This window comes from Streptomyces graminofaciens, from assembly GCF_030294945.1.
In the GTDB taxonomy this organism is placed as follows: Bacteria; Actinomycetota; Actinomycetes; order Streptomycetales; family Streptomycetaceae; genus Streptomyces; species Streptomyces graminofaciens.
The window spans coordinates 8,474,028-8,490,350 of the sequence record NZ_AP018448.1 but is presented as its reverse complement, the minus strand read 5'-3'; the positions used below and the strand labels follow the sequence as shown (position 1 = coordinate 8,490,350).

Genomic DNA, 16,323 nt, shown 5'->3' with positions numbered 1-16,323 from the left:
GGCGTCTGTTCGCCGCAGCAGCCGACGTGGTTCTGCCACTGCGGCGCCGTCGTGGCCTGTCGCGCAGTTCCCCGCGCCCCTCAAGAGTCTCGAATCGGCCCCCGGCGTCCCCCTACCAGTCCACCGACATCGGGTAGTGGCCGTTCGACGGGCGTTCCCGCCACAGCGTGAGGCCCACGTCCACCAAGCCCACCCGCTCCAAGGTCGGTACGTCCTCCAGCGCGTGCCACGCCGCCATGTCCGTCGAGCCGTTCGTCTCGTGGCGGAGTTCTCCTCCGGTGATCGTCGCCTCGTAGATGATCCGCAGGCCGTGGAAGTCGGCGCGGGTTCCCAGGCGGCGTGGGTACTCGCGTTTGATGGAGTCGATGCCCAGGAGGGCCGTCGGCTCGACCTCGTAGCCCGTCTCCTCGGCGGCCTCGCGGATCACCGTGTCGTAGGGGTCCTCCCCGTGGTCCATGCCGCCGCCGGGCAGGGTCCACTTCTTCTCGCCGTCCCGGGAGACCCAGCGGGCCAGCAGCATCTGCCCGTCGCGTACACACACGGCGTAGGCCGCCACTCTCAACTCCTCGCGCATGTGGAGACGTTACTCAACGGCCATTTGCCCGCATCATCCCCCTGCTCTTTGGCGGGTTTGCGCCATGACAGGATCCCGCCTCGGTCAACTCTCCCCAAACACCGGTCACTTCAGTAAGGCTGAGCGGTCATCCGGGCTCACATACCGGACCCTTCCCTGTCAGGGATCACTACAAGGGATGTCGATGACCCTCACCCCCCAGCGCGCCCCCCGTACGGGCGCGAGACGCGTGGCCCGCATAGCCGTGGCCGCGGGCCTGGTCGCCGCGCTCTCCGCGGCCGGTCAGCTGCCCGTGGCCTTCGCCGCGGACGACCCTGCGGCGCCCGCGAACCCCGCGGCCGACGCGCCCGTGAAGTCCGCCGGCGACAAGCTCGGCTCGGACGACGCGCAGTTGCTCAACGAGGCCCAGGCCGACGGCGACAAGAACGTCACCTTCATGGTGGCGACCAAGCCCGGCCAGACCGAGACGGTCGCGAAGCAGCTCGACGAGCTGGCCGGCGGACTGGTCGGCAAGACCGACGACAAGCTCGGCTACGTGCGGGCCACGGTTCCCACGGCCAAGGCCGAGAAGGCCCTCGCCGCCGCCCAGAAGCTCTCCTCCGTCCAGGCGATCGACCTCAAGCAGGAGATCCCGCTCGACGACCCGGAGCCGACCGGCATCGCCACGAGCCCGACGTCCAAGTCCAGCGGTTCCGCCGCCGGGGCCGGTTACGCGGCGCCCGACAAGAAGACCCCCGCCACCAACCCGTACAACCCGTCCTTCGAGACGGGCGCGGTGTCCTTCGTCGAGGACCACCCGAAGTACGACGGCCGTGGTGTGACCATCGGCATCCTGGACTCCGGTGTCGACCTCGGGCACCCGGCGCTGCAGAAGACCACCACCGGCGAGCGCAAGATCGTCGACTGGGTCACGGCAACCGACCCGGTCGCCGACCGCGACGGCACCTGGCTGCGGATGACCGCCTCGGTGACCGGCCCCGACTTCACCGCCGGGGGCCGCACCTGGAAGGCGCCCGCGGGCTCGTACAAGCTCCAGTTGTTCGCCGAGTCGGCCACCAACGGCGGCGACATGGCCGGTGACCTCAACCGGGACGGCGACAAGACCGACGTCTGGGGCGTGCTCTACGACCCGGCTGCCGGGACGGTCCGCGTCGACCTCGACAACGACGGCGACTTCACGGACAACGAGGCGCTGAAGCCGTACAAGGACAACTTCCAGATCGGCTACTTCGGCACGGACGACCCGGCCACCGCGGTCTCCGAGCGCATCCCGTTCGTCGTCGAGATCCGCAAGGACGTCGTCTACAACGCGGCCGGCGCCAAGGCCGACTACGTCAACATCGGTGTCGTCGAGAGCCGCCACGGCAGCCACGTCGCCGGTATCACCGCGGCCAACAGCCTGTTCGGCGGCAAGATGAACGGCGCCGCCCCCGGCGCCAAGCTCGTCTCGTCCCGCGCCTGCACCTGGACCGGCGGCTGCACCAACGTCGCGCTCACCGAGGGCATGATCGACCTCGTCACCAAGCGCGGTGTGGACATCGTCAACATGTCCATCGGCGGTCTGCCCCCGCTGAACGACGGCAACAACGCCCGCGCGCAGCTCTACACGCGCCTCATCGACCAGTACGGCGTCCAGCTGGTGATCTCCGCGGGCAACGAGGGCCCCGGCACGAACACCATCGGCGACCCCGGGCTCGCCGACAAGGTGATCAGCGTCGGCGCCTCCATCTCCAAGGAGACCTGGGCCGCCAACTACGGCTCGGTCGTGGAGAAGAAGTACGCGATGCTGCCCTTCTCCTCCGCGGGCCCGCGTGAGGACGGCGGCTTCACGCCGACGCTGACCGCGCCCGGCGCCGCGATCAACACCATCCAGACCTGGTCGCCCGGCGCCCCGATCGCCGAGGCCGGCTACAGCCTCCCGCCGGGCTACGCCATGCTGCAGGGCACCTCGATGTCCTCGCCGCAGGCGGCGGGCGCGGCGGCGCTGCTGATCTCCGCCGCCAAGCAGAAGAAGATCGAGCTGTCGCCGCTGACCCTGCGCACCGCGCTGGTGAGCACCGCCCGCGAGATCAAGGGTGTCCCGGCGCACGTCCAGGGTGCCGGTCTGATGCGCATCGTGCAGGCCTGGGACGCCATCAAGGACGGCGCCACCGCCCACGACTACACGGTCAGGGCCCCGGTCGACACCGCGCTCGACCAGGCCCTGAAGGACCCGGGCTTCGGCACCGGCCTCTACGACCGCGAGGGCGGCCTGAAGACCGGCCAGAGCAGGACGTACGACATCACGGTCACCCGTACCGACGGGCCCGACCGCGCCATCGAGCACGAGCTCGAGTGGCGCAACAACGACGGCACCTTCCGGCTCGTCGGTGACGACGAGATCGCGCTGCCGCTGAACAAGCCCGTCACCGTCAAGGTCCGCGCGAAGGCGAAGACCGCCGGGGTGCACAGCGCCATCCTGGAGCTCGACGACGAGCGCACCGAGGGCGTCGACAAGCAGATCCTCAGCACGGTCGTGGTCTCGCACCCGCTGGCCTCACCGGCGTACTCCTTCTCCGCCTCCGGCTCGGTGCAGCGCAACAGCAGCACGTCGTACTTCGTGACCGTGCCCGAGGGCGCCAAGACCCTGGAGGTCGCGCTCGGCGGTCTGAAGGGCGAGAGCCAGACGCGGTTCATCTCGATCCACCCGCAGGGCGTGGCCGTCGAGGACAGCGCGACGATCTACTGCTACCCGCACTACTCGAACCCGAGCGACCCCAACACGTGCCGTCCCGACCTGCGGACGTACACCGACCCGATGCCGGGTGTCTGGGAGATCGAGGTCGAGTCGCGGCGTACGTCGCCGGAGCTGAACAACCCGTACAAGCTGGACGTCTCCGTGCTCGGCACGGTCTTCGAGCCGGCCGTCGCCACGATCCCCGAGGCGAAGATCGGTACGCCGGCCACCGCCGAGTGGACCGTGAAGAACGACTTCGCGGCGCTCGAGGGCAAGCTGGAGGGCGGCTCGCTGGGCTCCGCGAAGCTCGCGACGCCGACCATCGCCCACCAGGCCACTCAGGAGACCACGGTCGTCGTGCCGGAGGGCGCCGAGCGCTTCGACGTCTCCATCGGCGGTGTCTCCGACAAGGGCGCGGACCTCGACCTGTACGTCCTGAAGGACGGCGTGGTCGTCGGTCAGGCCGCCGACGGCGACTCGGAGGAGGCGGTCAGCATCGACAAGCCGGCCGCCGGTACGTACACCGTGCGGGTCGAGGGCTACAGCGTCCCGGCCGGGACGACGACGTACGCCTACAAGGACGTCTACTACTCCGCCGCGCTGGGCTCGCTGAGCGTCGACACCGCCAAGACGGTGTCCATCGCCAGCGGCGCCTCCGCGAAGATCTCCGGCGACGTCACGGCGAAGACCGCGGGCCCCGAAGGCCGGCAGTTCTTCGGCGAGATCAAGCTGATCAACGCGCGGGGCACGGCGGCCGGAGTCGGGACGGTCGTGATCGAGAAGACCACCGAGTAACCACCGCTGCCGTCGATGACGGCGGCGAGAAAGGGGCGGGCGCTCCCCAAAGCACCCGCCCCTTTCCCATGGCCGGGCGGCGCCGCCCCCCGCGCGGCGCCATCCGGCTCCCGAAGTCCCGCCACTCGCCGTCCGTCACTGTCCGACGGACAGCGCCCAGCGCACTCCGGAGCCTGCGGTCACCTGAAGCCAGGCCTCTTCGCGTGCCTTCTTCAGGTCGATCTGGTTGTACGTGCTGCTGATCTCGCCGGCGACGCACTTCAGCGGGAAGCTGAGCCCGACCGGGTGCAGCTCGACAGTCAGCGTGCCCTCACCCCGGCAGTTCACGGCGATGCCCACCGCTCCCGGCCGTACCCCGCCCTTGATCTCGACGGCCTGGCTCCCCCGCACGTCGGTCACCGACGTCACGATCTCGCCGTCGATCAACTGCGGTGCCTCGGTCACCGACTCGCCCTCGACGTTCTCCGCCCGCCGGGTGGCTTCCGGCGTGGACTTGGGGTGCGCGGACGTGGCGTTCCCCGGAGCCGTGGCCGAACGGCCGCTCCCCGCCTCGTCCTTGCCCGAGCAGCCGCTGCTCAGTGCCACCGCCAGGCAGGCCGCCGCCAGAACGGCGGCCCGGCCCGGGCGGCGGAGGATCATCCCTCCCACAGGTACCAGCCGACCTTCATCGGCGTGTAGCTGGTGACGGTCTTCTTCGGCGACACTTCGCAGTTCTCGTAGATCTTGTAGCTGGTGCCGGTGTTCTTCAGCCGGTAGACGCCGTACTTGGCGTTGGTCGTCGTCCTCGGCGGGGTGTCCACGCTGATGCTGTTGCCGAGCTTGGCGGTCATCGACGCGGACAGGGTGACGTCGTACTTGGCCTCGATCTTGGCGATCATCGCGTCGACGCTGACCGAGAGACCGGCCGTGACGCTGACGCCGACCGTGCCGGACACCTCGGAGGTGAACGTCGACTTCGCCGTACGCGAGGTGTTGTTGGTGTTGGAGAGGGTCGCGCCGACGCCCTTGTGGTACTTCGAGCCCTTGGTCGTCGGCGTGTAGATGTTGGCCCGGTCGCAGATCGGTCTGTTGGTCGTGTCGCCCGGCTTGGTCGGCTTGGTGGGCAGGGGCAGATCGAGGTCGTCCCCCGTACCGGTGGCCGGCGGCTGGGTGGCCTCCGACGGGGGAACGTCGACGACGTCCTCCTCGGGCTCGGCCGGCGGCTGGGTGCCGACGACCACCTCGTCGGTGGCGGGGTCGGTGCCGTCCGCGAACGCGGCGCTCGGGGCCACGGCGGCCAGAGCGGTGACCGCTGCGACGGTCATGACGGTACGGGCGGCGATACGCCAGGAGTTGTTGGGCTTGGTCAGGGCCACGACTGAACTCCCTTTCATACGTAGGTAGTTGGATGTTCTTCACCGGCCGGCTCGGAGCGGAATCCGCGTCCTCGCTTCCCGGTGAGCAAGACATTAGGCCCCCGCAACCCCCCACCGACCGTCTGTCGACTGGCACCCGGTGGCCATGGCCGGGGGCTGCCAGCGGAGCCCGTCGGCGGGCGAGTCCAGGTACCGCCGGGCAGAACACGGGGCACACTCACCCACCCCAAACGGACGATCGGATACCGTCGGCCCATTCGTACCGACCAGTCACCGGGCCCGACCAGTCACCGGACGGCCGGTCACCGACCTTGCAGGGGGATCAGTGCTGGAAACCATCGGCATCGACAGATCGACCCACGACGTCTATCGAGCCCTGCTGCTGCACCCCTCCTGGACCCTGGAGGACATCGCCCGGGACACCGGCCTCACCGACCCCGAGGTCCGCTCCGCGCTCGACCGGCTGACCCAGCTGTCCCTGCTGCACGAGGCCGCCGACCACCAGTTCGTGCCCGTGAGCCCCGAAGTCGGCCTCTCCCCCCTGCTGTTGCGCCGGGAGGCCGAACTCGACGAGCAGCGGGCCCGGTTGTCCCAGGAGCGCGCCGCGCTCGCCACCCTCGCCACCGAGTACGCGACCCTCGCCACCCACCGCACCGACAGCGGAGTGGAACGGCTCGAAGGTCTCGACGCGGTACGGGTCCGGCTGATGGAGCTGGCGCACCGGGCCAGCGTCGAGGTGCGCACCTTCGTGCCCGGGGGCGCGCTCAGCGCCGCCGCCCTGGAGGCGGGCCGGCCGCTGGACGAGCAGAACCTCGCGCGCGGCGTCCGCATGAAGACGGTGTACCTGGACAGCGTCCGCAACGACACCCCGACCGTCGAGTACGCCACCTGGCTCGCCTCGGTCGGCGGCGAGACCCGTACGGTCCCCACACTGCCGATGCGGATGATCCTGTGCGACCACACCGCCGCCGTGATCCCCATAGACGCCGACGACAGCAGACAGGGTGCGCTGCTGATCCGGTACCCCAGCATGGTGCGGGTGCTCGAGGAGCTGTTCGACCTGGTGTGGGAGAGCGCCGTACCGCTCGGCACGACTCCGCAGGAGCTCGCCGACGACGTGCCGACCGACCGGGAGGCGGCCCTGCTCAAGATGCTGGCCGCGGGCCTCACCGACGAGGGCATCGCCCGCAAGATGGGCGTCTCCCTGCGCACGGTCCGCCGCAACACCGCCGACCTCCAGAAGCGACTGGGGGTGCAGAGCCGCTTCCAGGCGGGGGCGGAGGCGGTTCGGCGAGGGTGGTTGTGACAGGGAGGTGCACAAGTGGTGGCAAAAAGCGGGGTTGTTGTGGCGACTGAGGCATAGGTGGCGTCGGTTGCGTGGCCGCTCCCTGCCATGACCGGGGGCTGACAGACTCCCCGCAGTGGTCCAGTCCGGTCTCTTGCCTAGGTTGGGCGGGTGTACGCAGTCAAGGTCGTTCTCCTGCCCTCACCGGACCCCGCGTTCCCTGACGCCCCGAGCCCTCCGCCCGCCATACCCAGTGACCAGCGGCTCGACGCGATCGCCCAGTGCGCGCGGACCGTCCCGCAGCCGGGCATCGCCCATGTCAGCCTGGCCCGCTGGGGCCGGCGCCTGATCGGCATGACCTTCGTCGAGGCCGCGAGTCTGGACGAGGCGGTGACCCGGGCACGGTACGGCTGGAACCGGTGGCTGGGTTCGGGGTTGCTGCCGGACTGGGTGATCGGTGACTGCCACCCCGACCGCTACTTGAGCGGGCCGACGTACGGCTACAGCTGGCAAGAGACTGCCATGTCCGCCTCAGGCCACCCTGAATCCAATGACAGGGACATGAACGCCACGGAATAGTCGGTCTCGCAGGAAGCGCAGCACAAGCACCACGCGCACCACAAGCACCGCAGCACCGCACGCACCGCACGCACCGCAAGCACCGCAAGCACCGCAGTTGTCGCGGTCACAGCAGTACGCAGGAACAAGGATTGAAGAGGCGGGGAAATGGGACACATCACCGGGCGAGTCGTTCGAACGGCCATCGGCACCGCGGCAGCCCTCGCGACGCTGGCGCTGCCGCTGGTCCTCGGCATCCACAGCGCCTCCTCCGCACCGGCCGGCCAGACCGTGGTCACGGCCGTCGACCTGGACGGGGACGGCATCGACGACGGGGCCCTGCCCAAGCCGCCGAAGAACGACACCGACAAGGGCAGCTGGGTGTGGGACAAGGAGCCCATCTAGTACGGACCGGTGAGGACCGACGTACACGACGGGGTACGGGGGAAAGGGGCGGGCGCCTGGGGGGCGCCCGCCCCTTCGTCGTACCGGCAGCGACGACAGCCCTAGGCCGTTCTCACTCGCACGGAATCTTCCTCGCCGCCGGCAGCGCGCCCAGGATCATCTCCCGCCTGCTGTCGATCTCGTCCTCGCCCGTGGCCCAGAGGTCCGGTTCGGCGGCGTTCCTCGAGATGCCGATGAGGACGTGGTCGCCCTCCTTCAGCCGGGGGTCGACGTTCATGTCCATGGGGAAGACGATCTCGTCGGCGCCCTTGTCGGGCTTGTAGTAGCGCTCCACATCGAAGGTGATCCGGTCCTGCTGGGTGCCGGAGACGGGCGTGACGTCCACGACGGTGCCCTCGACGATGAGCCGGGCGCAGGCGACGTACCCCTCGATGCTCGACTTGTTGTCCTGACGCTCGGTGGAGCCGGACCCGGCACCGGCGTCGCTGTCGGCGCTCGAGCGGGAATCGTCCGACGACGCGCCGCCCCCCTGGGAGATCACCCAGCCGAGCCCGACGACCACGACGAACGCGGCGGCGGTCGCCGCGAAGGCGGCGAGGGCCACGGGGAGGGAGCGGCGACGCACGCGGGCGGACCGCGCGGACAGGGGGATCACCGGCGCGGCGGGGGCCTTCTCGGACTCCGGTTCGTGCCCGGAGCGCGTCTCGGCAGCGGCCTCGCGGCCGGGCAGCCCCTCGGCACCGGCCTCGTCCTGCGACCGCGCGGCCACGGGTCGCCCCGGCGGGGCCCCGGCTTCCGTGTCCGCCGCCTCACCCGACTCCCCGGCGTCCGTCTCCGTGCCGGCCAGGGCCTCGCCGATCAGTCCCAACTGTTCCCGCAGCAGGGCGATGTCGGCGGCGGCGGCGCGCCGGGCGGCCATGAACTGCCCGTCCCGCAGGGCCTCTTCGGGCAGCGGTTCGTCGACGAGCGCGGCCATGAGCGCGTCCATGCCGTCGTACTCGGGGCCGTCGAACTCCATGTCGTCCTGCCCGACGCGTCCGTCCTCGTACTCGTACTCGTCCTCGTACTCGTACTCGGCGTCGCGTCGGCTGTTGTCCCGGGCGGCCACCTCACACCACCTCGTCCTCGTGCAGGCGGGCGCGCAGGGCGCGGACCGCCGAGTGGAGCCTGCTCTTGACCGTGCCCTCGGGAATGCCGAGTTCGTCGGCGATCCCCCGTACGGGCAGGTCGGCGTAGAAGCGCAGGACGAGCACCTGGCGCAGGGCGTCGGGCAGCTCGTCCAGACCACGGGCGACGGCGAGCGAGAGCACCTTGGAGTCCTCGCCGGAGGGTTGCGCCGGCTGGCGCAGCGAGGCCAGCCGCTCGCCGAGGCGTTCCTGGCGGCGCTTGGCGCGGTGCCAGTCCATCGCCAGGTTGGAGGCGACCACCGCCGCCCACGCCGACACGTCCCGCGGCGCCTCCCGCCCGTCGGCCGCCCGTTCCAGAAGCCTCAGCCGTACCTGTTGCACCCCGTCCAGCAGGTCCGACTGCGGTACGCCACCGAGGGCGAGCACCGCCCGTACCCGGCGTTCCTGGGCCGCGTCCAGTGGGTCGACCGCTTCCGGCGGCCCGGCCACCTCCAGCCGGTCGCCGCCGCCCGCCACCGAGTCGCCGCCCGTGTCACCCGGGCCGACACCCGCGCGCAGCGGATCGTCCACCTCCTGGACGCGGCGCGCCTTTCTGCGCAGCACAGCCACCCCTCCCCTCGCCGCGTTTCCCCTACGACGCCGCCGCGGGCCGAAACGTTCACAGCCCACGCCCGATCTTCCCCGCCCGATCTTCCCCGCCCGATCTTCGCTGCGATCTTCGCCGGTGGATCACAGAGGCGTACGTCACACCTTCGCGTGCACCCGAGTGCCGCGGGCAGGGTGGAGGCAGCACAGCTTGCGGTACGGGACCGCCGTAGGACGAATTTATCCAGCTCAGGCGGGGTGGCGGCCAAAGAAGCGGCTTCGCCGTCGGGGGTGGTCGCGTCCCATGGTTCGAGCGTCCTGGTCAAACGATTGGACAGGCGGACCCGGGCTGGCCGCATGATGGAAACGCCTCGGCCATGCCGCAGACACAGACAAGCCACGTAAAAGGAGTCGCCGTGAGGGTCGGAATCGTCGGAGCCACCGGTCAGGTCGGCACGGTCATGCGCAGGATCCTCAAGGAGCGGAACTTCCCGGTCACCGAACTGCGCCTGTTCGCCTCCGCCCGTTCGGCGGGGTCGGTCCTGGACGGCGTGACCGTGGAGGACGCGGCGACGGCCGACTACACCGGCCTGGACATCGTCCTGTTCTCCGCGGGCGGCGCCACGTCCAAGGCCCTGGCCGAGAAGGTCGCCTCGCAGGGCGCGGTAGTGATCGACAACTCCTCGGCCTGGCGCAAGGACCCTGAGGTCCCCCTGGTCGTCTCCGAGGTCAACCCGCACGCGATCGTGGACCGCCCCAAGGGCATCATCGCCAACCCGAACTGCACGACGATGGCCGCGATGCCGGTCCTGAAGCCGCTGCACGAGGAGGCGGGCCTGGAGGCCCTCGTGGTCGCCACCTACCAGGCGGTGTCCGGCTCGGGTCTCGCGGGCGTGGCCGAGCTGCACGGCCAGGCGCAGAAGGTCGTCGCCGACGCGGACAAGCTGACCCACGACGGCGAGGCGATCGACTTCCCCGAGCCGCAGGTCTACAAGCGCCCCATCGCCTTCAACGTCCTCCCCCTCGCCGGCTCGATCGTCGACGACGGCCTGAACGAGACCGACGAGGAGCAGAAGCTCCGCAACGAGTCCCGCAAGATCCTGGAGATCCCCGGCCTCAAGGTCTCCGGCACCTGCGTCCGCGTCCCGGTCTTCTCCGGCCACTCCCTCCAGGTGAACGCCCGCTTCGCCCGCCCCCTCTCCGCGGAGCGCGCGACGGAACTCCTCGCCGGTGCCGAGGGCGTCGTCCTCAGCGACATCCCGACCCCCCTCCAGGCCGCCGGCAAGGACGTCTCGTACGTCGGCCGCATCCGCGCCGACGAGACGGTCGACCACGGCCTCGCCTTCTTCGTCTCGGGCGACAACCTCCGCAAGGGCGCGGCCCTGAACGCGATCCAGATCGCGGAACTGGTGGCGGCGGAGCTGAAGGGCTGACCTTCACCGTCCAGGACGACGGCCTTCACCCCCCAGGACAACGCGATGGGGCGCCCGGCGTAGGAGCCGGGCGCCCCATCGGCGTGCTGTCGGCGGCTACTCGGCCGCCGCGTCCGCCTCCTGCGCCCGCAGCGCGCGCTCCACGCCCGAGCGGGACTCCGAGACCAGGCGGCGCAGGGCCGCGTTGGGCTCGGTGTCCGTCAGCCAGGCGTCCGTCCTGGCCAGGGTGTCCGCCGAGATCTGGAGGGACGGGTAGAGGCCGATGGCGATCTGCTGGGCGATCTCGTGGGAACGGGCCTCCCAGATGTCGCCCACGACGGCGAAGTACTTGTCCGTGTACGACGCGAGCAGTTCGCGCTGGTCGGTCTGGACGAAGCCGCCGATGATCGCCTCCTGGACGGCGTTGGGCAGCTTGTCCGAGTCGATGACCGCGGCCCAGGCCTCCGCCTTGGCCTCCGGGGTCGGGCGGGCCGCGCGGGCGGTCGCGGCGTGGCGCTCCCCGGCCGCCGTCTTGTCGCGCTCGTACTCCCCGGCGATCTCCGCCTCGTCGAAGCGGCCCACCGCCGCGAGTCGCTGGACGAACGCCCAGCGCAGCTCGGTGTCGACGGCCAGACCCTCGATCGTCTGCGTGCCCTCCAGCAGGGCCTCCAGGAGGTCCAGCTGCTCGGGTGTGCGGGCGGTCGCGGCGAACGCGCGGGCCCAGGCCAGCTGGTGGTCGGAGGCCGGAACCGCCGCCCGCAGATGGGCGAGGGTGGCGTCGGTCCAGCGGGTCAGCAGCGCCTCGCGGCCCGTCGGGTCCGCGTACAGGTCGATGGCCAGCTTCACCTGGCGGTGCAGCGACTGCACGACACCGATGTCCGACTCCTTGCCGATGCCGGAGAGGACGAGGGAGAGGTAGTCGCGGGTGGCCAGCTCGGCGTCCCGGGTCATGTCCCAGGCCGAGGCCCAGCACAGGGCGCGGGGAAGGGACGACTGGAAGTCGCCGAGGTGCTCCGTCACGAAGGCCAGCGACTTCTCGTCGAGGCGGACCTTCGCGTACGACAGGTCGTCGTCGTTGAGCAGGAACACCGCCGGGCGGCGCGTGCCGACCAGCTGCGGTACGGCGGTCAGCTCGCCGTCGACGTCCAGCTCGATGCGCTCGTCGCGGACCAGCTTGCCGCTGTCGTCATCGAGGTCGTAGAGGCCGATCGCGATGCGGTGCGGGCGCAGCGTCGGCTCGCCCTTCGCGCCGGCGGGCAGCGCGGGGGCCTCCTGGCGGATGGCGAAGGAGGTGATGACACCGTGTTCGTCGGTCTCGATCTCCGGGCGGAGGACATTGATGCCCGCCGTCTCCAGCCACGCCTTCGACCAGGCCTTCAGATCGCGCCCCGAGGTCTCCTCCAGCGCGCCCAGCAGGTCCGACAGGCGCGTGTTGCCGTACGCGTGCGCCTTGAAGTACGCCTGTACGCCCTGGAAGAACTCGTCCATGCCGACGTACGCGACGAGCTGCTTGAGGACGGACGCGCCCTTGGCGTACGTGATGCCGTCGAAGTTGACGAGGACGTCGTCGAGGTCGCGGATCTCGGCCATGATCGGGTGGGTGGACGGCAGCTGGTCCTGCCGGTACGCCCAGGTCTTCATGGAGTTGGCGAAGGTGGTCCAGGAGTGCGGCCAGCGCGAGCCGGGGGCGTACGCCTGGCAGGCGATGGACGTGTAGGTGGCGAACGACTCGTTCAGCCACAGGTCGTTCCACCACTCCATGGTCACGAGGTCGCCGAACCACATGTGGGCCAGCTCGTGCAGGATGGTCTCGGCGCGCACCTCGTACGCGGCGTCGGTCACCTTGGACCGGAAGACGTACTGGTCGCGGATGGTGACGGCACCCGCGTTCTCCATCGCGCCCGCGTTGAACTCCGGTACGAACAGCTGGTCGTACTTCTTGAACGGGTACGCGTAGTCGAACTTCTCCTGGAACCAGTCGAAGCCCTGCCGCGTGACCTCGAAGATCGCGTCCGAGTCGAGGAACTCGGCGAGGGACGGCCGGCAGTAGATGCCGAGCGGCACGTTCTGCCCGTCCTTCTCGTACACGCTGTGGACCGAGTGGTACGGGCCGACGATCAGCGCCGTGATGTACGTGGAGATCCGGGGCGTCGGCTCGAAGACCCAGACGTCGTCCTTGGGCTCCGGCGTCGGCGAGTTGGAGACGACCGTCCAGCCCGTCGGTGCCTTCACGGTGAACTGGAAGGTGGCCTTCAGGTCCGGCTGCTCGAAGGACGCGAAGACGCGGCGGGCGTCCGGGACCTCGAACTGGGTGTACAGATAGGCCTGGTTGTCGACCGGGTCGACGAACCGGTGCAGACCCTCGCCCGTGTTGGTGTACGCGGCGTCGGCCACGACCCGCAGGATGTTGCGGCCCTCCAGAAGGCCGGGCAGCGCGATGCGGGAGTCCTTGAAGACCTCGGCCACATCGAGCGCGTCGCCGTTGAGCGTGACCTCGTGGACGGTCGGGGCCACCAGGTCGATGAAGGACGTCGCGCCGGTTCCGGCGACGTCGAAGCGCACCGTCGTCACGGACCGGTAGGTGCCGCCCTCCTGCGCACCGGAGAGGTCGAGATCGATCTCGTACGAGTCAACGCTCAGCAGCGCCGCCCGCTGCTGAGCCTCTTCGCGGGTCAGGTTTGTGCCAGGCACGCGGTCATCTCCTCGTTATGTGTGGGTTGCGCCATCCTTCCACGGGATCTGTTCGGAACGCGATGTCCATTACCCGCCGGTGAGCAGGTCGTACGCGCGCAAGCCTGGAGGACATGACGACATGGACCGCACGACCCATCACCCAGGCGGCGCTGAAGGAACTGCGGGGTGCCGACGACGCGGGGAACGGGATCCTTCCCGAACCCGACCACGAGGGCGGGGCCCCGCTCCGCTGCTGTCTGCGCCACAGCACCCCCGGCGAGACGATCGCCCTCGTCTCGTACGCCCCACTGCGGAGGTGGGCGGTGGCGGCGGGCGTCGATCCGGGGGCGTACGACGAGCAGGGGCCGGTGTTCATCCATGCGGAGGAGTGCGGCGGCCCGGAGCGGGACTTCCTCCCGTTCACGAACGTCCACCGCACGGTCCGCCGTTACTCGGCCGGGGGCCGAATCCTGGGCGGGCGGCTCGTGGAGCGGCCGGAGGAGTTCGGGGCGGCGTTCCAGGAGGCGTTCGCGGATCCGGAGGTCGCACTCGTGCATGTCAGAGCGGTGGAGTACGGGTGCTTCCTGTACGAGGTCGTCGCGTCCGGCGGCTCCGCCGCAGCCGGCGGCCAGGGCCTGTCCGACGATTCCCGTCGTCGCCCGCAGACGGGACTTGTCGGATTGTCAGACAGGCCTTAGGGCCGGCTTCCCGCCGGGACCTCCGGCGTCGTGGGAGCCGAACGGCGGTTCCCCTTCGCCGCGCTGACGGCCTTCGGTCCCGTCCCCGGCCGCAACTGCCCCAGCACCGTCGCCCCGAACGCCACCGCCATCCCCAGGAGCTGGACCGGTGTGAGTGCCTGGCCCAGTGCCGCCCAGCCGACGACCGCTGCGGTCAGCGGGGAGAGCGGGCCCAGGAAGGTGACCTGGGTGGCGGCGAGGCGGCCGATGCCGCGGAACCAGAGCCAGTAGGAGACGGCGGTGTTGGCGAGGGCGAGGTAGAGGTAGCCGCCGATCGCGCGGCCGTCCAGCGCGGGCGGCGGGCCCTCGACCAGCAGGGCGATCGGGGCGATCAGCAGGCCGCCGGCGGTCAGTTGCCAGCCGGTGAGGGCGAGGGGGCCGACGCCTTCCGGGCGGCCCCAGCGCTTGGTGAGGACCGTGCCGGTGGACATGGACGCGGTGGAGGCGAGCGCCGCGAGCAGGCCGACCGTGTCGAGCGAGCCGGCCGCCTTGAGAACGACCAGGCTGACGCCGAGGGCCGCCGCGATTCCGGTGAGCAGTGTCCGTACGGTCGGCCGCTCGCCGAGCAGCACGGTGGCCAGCCCGGCGACGAACAGCGGCCCGACCGACCCGACGACCGCCGCCATCCCTCCCGGCAGCCGGTACGCGGAGAGGAAGAGAAGCGGGAAGAACGCGCCGATGTTGAGCGCGCCCAGCACCGCCGCCTTCCCCCACCAGACGCCGCGCGGCAGTGTGCGCGAGATCGCCAGGAGCAGCAGACCCGCCGGGAGGGCCCGCACCAGCCCGGTGAACAGGGGGCGGTCCGGCGGCAGGAACTCCGTGGTGACGGCGTAGGTCGTGCCCCAGGAGATGGGAGCGAGAGCGGTGAGGGCGATGTGGGTGGCGCGGTTCGCGGCCATGCGGGCGGGCCCTTCACGGAGAGGACGGACTGGACGACGAGCGGTCACTCGACGATAAGTAGCTTACTGCTAAGCTACTTATCGTCAAGCCGCTCATCATCGATCCACTTTTCATTGAGCTACTTTCCACTGATCTACTTTCTTGCGGGCAACCGGAAGGCGGCCGATACTCCCCTCATGAGCACCGGCCCCGAAGCCCCCAAGCCCCTCCGTGACCCCGTCGACGCGATCGTCGACCAGTGGGCCGCCGTACGGCCCGACCTCGACACCACCGCGATGGAGGTCTTCGGACGCGTCTACCGGCTCTCGCGGGTGCTCGGCGACCGCATGGAGAAGGAGTACGCGCGGTTCGGGATCTCACGCGGGGAGTTCGACGTGCTGGCGACCCTGCGCCGCTCCGGCGAGCCGTACACCCTCTCGCCCCGTCAGCTCTCGGCGACCCTGATGCTCACCACCGGCGGTATGACCGGCCGGCTCGACAAGCTGGAGCGCGCGGGTCTGCTGCGCCGCTCCCCCGACCCGCACGACCGTCGCGCGCTCCAAGTCACACTGACGGAGCAGGGGTTGAGCATGATCGACGACGCGGTCGAGGCCGGTCTCGCCGTTCAGACGGAGGCGCTGACCCATCTGGGCGAGGAGCAGGCCGGGCAACTGGTCGAGCTGCTGCGGATGTTGGTGGTGGGGACGGGGGCCTGAGGCATCTGGGGCAACGCAAGAGCCCCACCCCGTGGGTCACGGGGTGGGGCTCTTGATCACTGGAGCGCCGGGCAGGCCTTGCACCTGCATCTCCCCGCAGGAAGCGGGACGTCTTTCCTTGGACCACCAACGCATGAGCCGCGAGAAGTTCGGGATGTCCCGGCCAGCAGCTCAGGAAAATCATAGCGCAGGCTCGGCGCCCTCATCGACTTCGCGGCCTCGACGGAAGGCCGGGTGAGGCGGAGGTCAGGCCTTCGCCTTGGTCTTGGACTGCCGGTCCGAGGACTTGTCCAGGACCATGACGAGGCCCGTGATCACCGCGAAGATCGCGAGCGGCGCCACGACATAGAGGCCGATCGTCTCCATCACGCTCAGACCGGGGCCCGGGTCGTCACCGTCATCCGGGATCACCGCGAGCGCCGGGGACGACATCAGCAGCATCATCAGCGTCGTACCGGCGGCCAGGGCGCCTACGCGCAGGGCGTTCTTCTTGTCCACGAGCCAAA

At 70.2% G+C, this 16,323-nt stretch carries 14 protein-coding genes and 1 pseudogene; 7 read left to right on the top strand and 8 right to left on the bottom strand.

What is annotated here, in order from left to right; translation table 11 throughout:
- Window positions 1-112 precede the first annotated feature (112 nt).
- Complete coding sequence (locus tag SGFS_RS37340) at window positions 113-574, bottom strand: NUDIX hydrolase (RefSeq protein ID WP_286256597.1); 462 nt, start codon at window positions 572-574, stop codon at window positions 113-115.
- 184 nt (window positions 575-758) lie between these two features.
- Between SGFS_RS37340 and SGFS_RS37335 the strand changes: the two genes are divergently transcribed.
- Entirely contained in the window at window positions 759-4,085 is a 3,327-nt protein-coding gene (locus tag SGFS_RS37335; RefSeq protein WP_286256595.1) for a S8 family serine peptidase, read from the top strand.
- Between the two features lie 135 nt (window positions 4,086-4,220).
- Here the strand turns inward: SGFS_RS37335 and SGFS_RS37330 are convergent, their stop codons facing one another.
- Window positions 4,221-4,724, bottom strand: a complete 504-nt coding sequence (locus SGFS_RS37330; RefSeq protein WP_286256594.1) for a hypothetical protein — start codon at window positions 4,722-4,724, stop codon at window positions 4,221-4,223.
- Window positions 4,721-5,440, bottom strand: a complete 720-nt coding sequence (locus SGFS_RS37325; RefSeq protein WP_286256593.1) for a hypothetical protein — start codon at window positions 5,438-5,440, stop codon at window positions 4,721-4,723. Before SGFS_RS37325 ends, SGFS_RS37330 begins: the two co-directional genes overlap by 4 nt.
- A 325-nt stretch (window positions 5,441-5,765) precedes the next feature.
- Between SGFS_RS37325 and SGFS_RS37320 the strand changes: the two genes are divergently transcribed.
- The 3 genes from SGFS_RS37320 to SGFS_RS37310 all read left to right on the top strand — a co-directional run bounded on the left by SGFS_RS37320 (window position 5,766) and on the right by SGFS_RS37310 (window position 7,688).
- Complete coding sequence (locus SGFS_RS37320; RefSeq protein ID WP_286256591.1) at window positions 5,766-6,746, top strand: helix-turn-helix domain-containing protein; 981 nt, start codon at window positions 5,766-5,768, stop codon at window positions 6,744-6,746.
- 150 nt (window positions 6,747-6,896) lie between these two features.
- A complete protein-coding gene (locus SGFS_RS37315; protein ID WP_286256590.1) occupies window positions 6,897-7,304 on the top strand; it encodes a hypothetical protein in 408 nt (135 codons plus the stop codon).
- A gap of 147 nt (window positions 7,305-7,451) precedes the next feature.
- Complete coding sequence (locus SGFS_RS37310; protein ID WP_286256589.1) at window positions 7,452-7,688, top strand: hypothetical protein; 237 nt, start codon at window positions 7,452-7,454, stop codon at window positions 7,686-7,688.
- A gap of 112 nt (window positions 7,689-7,800) precedes the next feature.
- On the opposite strand, the gene SGFS_RS37305 is transcribed toward SGFS_RS37310, so the two are convergent.
- Complete coding sequence (locus SGFS_RS37305) at window positions 7,801-8,796, bottom strand: hypothetical protein (protein WP_286256588.1); 996 nt, start codon at window positions 8,794-8,796, stop codon at window positions 7,801-7,803.
- A gap of 1 nt (window position 8,797) precedes the next feature.
- Window positions 8,798-9,418: an RNA polymerase sigma factor gene (locus SGFS_RS37300; protein ID WP_434028117.1), complete on the bottom strand. Its 621-nt coding sequence runs from the start codon at window positions 9,416-9,418 to the stop codon at window positions 8,798-8,800.
- A gap of 398 nt (window positions 9,419-9,816) precedes the next feature.
- On the opposite strand from SGFS_RS37300, the gene SGFS_RS37295 reads away from it, so the two are divergent.
- Window positions 9,817-10,833 carry an aspartate-semialdehyde dehydrogenase gene (locus SGFS_RS37295; protein WP_286256586.1) on the top strand — a complete coding sequence of 339 codons (1,017 nt, stop codon included), beginning with the start codon at window positions 9,817-9,819 and terminating at the stop codon, window positions 10,831-10,833.
- Between the two features lie 96 nt (window positions 10,834-10,929).
- On the opposite strand, the gene pepN is transcribed toward SGFS_RS37295, so the two are convergent.
- The gene (gene pepN, locus SGFS_RS37290; protein WP_286256583.1) at window positions 10,930-13,503 is read right to left on the bottom strand and encodes an aminopeptidase N; all 2,574 of its coding nucleotides are present in this window, start codon (window positions 13,501-13,503) and stop codon (window positions 10,930-10,932) included.
- Window positions 13,504-13,616: 113 nt separating this feature from the next.
- Between pepN and SGFS_RS37285 the strand changes: the two are divergent.
- A pseudogene (locus SGFS_RS37285) lies at window positions 13,617-14,081 on the top strand (DUF1203 domain-containing protein); the annotation flags it as partial.
- A gap of 98 nt (window positions 14,082-14,179) precedes the next feature.
- Here the strand turns inward: SGFS_RS37285 and SGFS_RS37280 are convergent.
- Window positions 14,180-15,121 carry an EamA family transporter gene (locus SGFS_RS37280; protein WP_286256582.1) on the bottom strand — a complete coding sequence of 314 codons (942 nt, stop codon included), beginning with the start codon at window positions 15,119-15,121 and terminating at the stop codon, window positions 14,180-14,182.
- Window positions 15,122-15,298: 177 nt separating this feature from the next.
- Between SGFS_RS37280 and SGFS_RS37275 the strand changes: the two genes are divergently transcribed.
- Window positions 15,299-15,817, top strand: coding sequence for a MarR family winged helix-turn-helix transcriptional regulator (locus SGFS_RS37275; protein WP_286256581.1), 519 nt, complete (start codon window positions 15,299-15,301; stop codon window positions 15,815-15,817).
- Between the two features lie 246 nt (window positions 15,818-16,063).
- Here the strand turns inward: SGFS_RS37275 and SGFS_RS37270 are convergent, their stop codons facing one another.
- The gene (locus tag SGFS_RS37270; RefSeq protein WP_286256580.1) at window positions 16,064-16,315 is read right to left on the bottom strand and encodes a hypothetical protein; all 252 of its coding nucleotides are present in this window, start codon (window positions 16,313-16,315) and stop codon (window positions 16,064-16,066) included.
- Window positions 16,316-16,323 lie beyond the last annotated feature (8 nt).

Excerpts from the sequence above, each read along its gene's own strand:
- SGFS_RS37340 (WP_286256597.1), bottom strand. The coding sequence starts at position 574 with ATGCGCGAGGAGTTGAGAGTGGCGGCCTACGCCGTGTGTGTACGCGAC.
- SGFS_RS37335 (WP_286256595.1), top strand. The coding sequence starts at position 759 with ATGACCCTCACCCCCCAGCGCGCCCCCCGTACGGGCGCGAGACGCGTG.
- SGFS_RS37330 (WP_286256594.1), bottom strand. The coding sequence starts at position 4,724 with ATGATCCTCCGCCGCCCGGGCCGGGCCGCCGTTCTGGCGGCGGCCTGC.
- SGFS_RS37310 (WP_286256589.1), top strand. The coding sequence starts at position 7,452 with ATGGGACACATCACCGGGCGAGTCGTTCGAACGGCCATCGGCACCGCG.
- SGFS_RS37280 (WP_286256582.1), bottom strand. The coding sequence starts at position 15,121 with ATGGCCGCGAACCGCGCCACCCACATCGCCCTCACCGCTCTCGCTCCC.
- SGFS_RS37275 (WP_286256581.1), top strand. The coding sequence starts at position 15,299 with ATGAGCACCGGCCCCGAAGCCCCCAAGCCCCTCCGTGACCCCGTCGAC.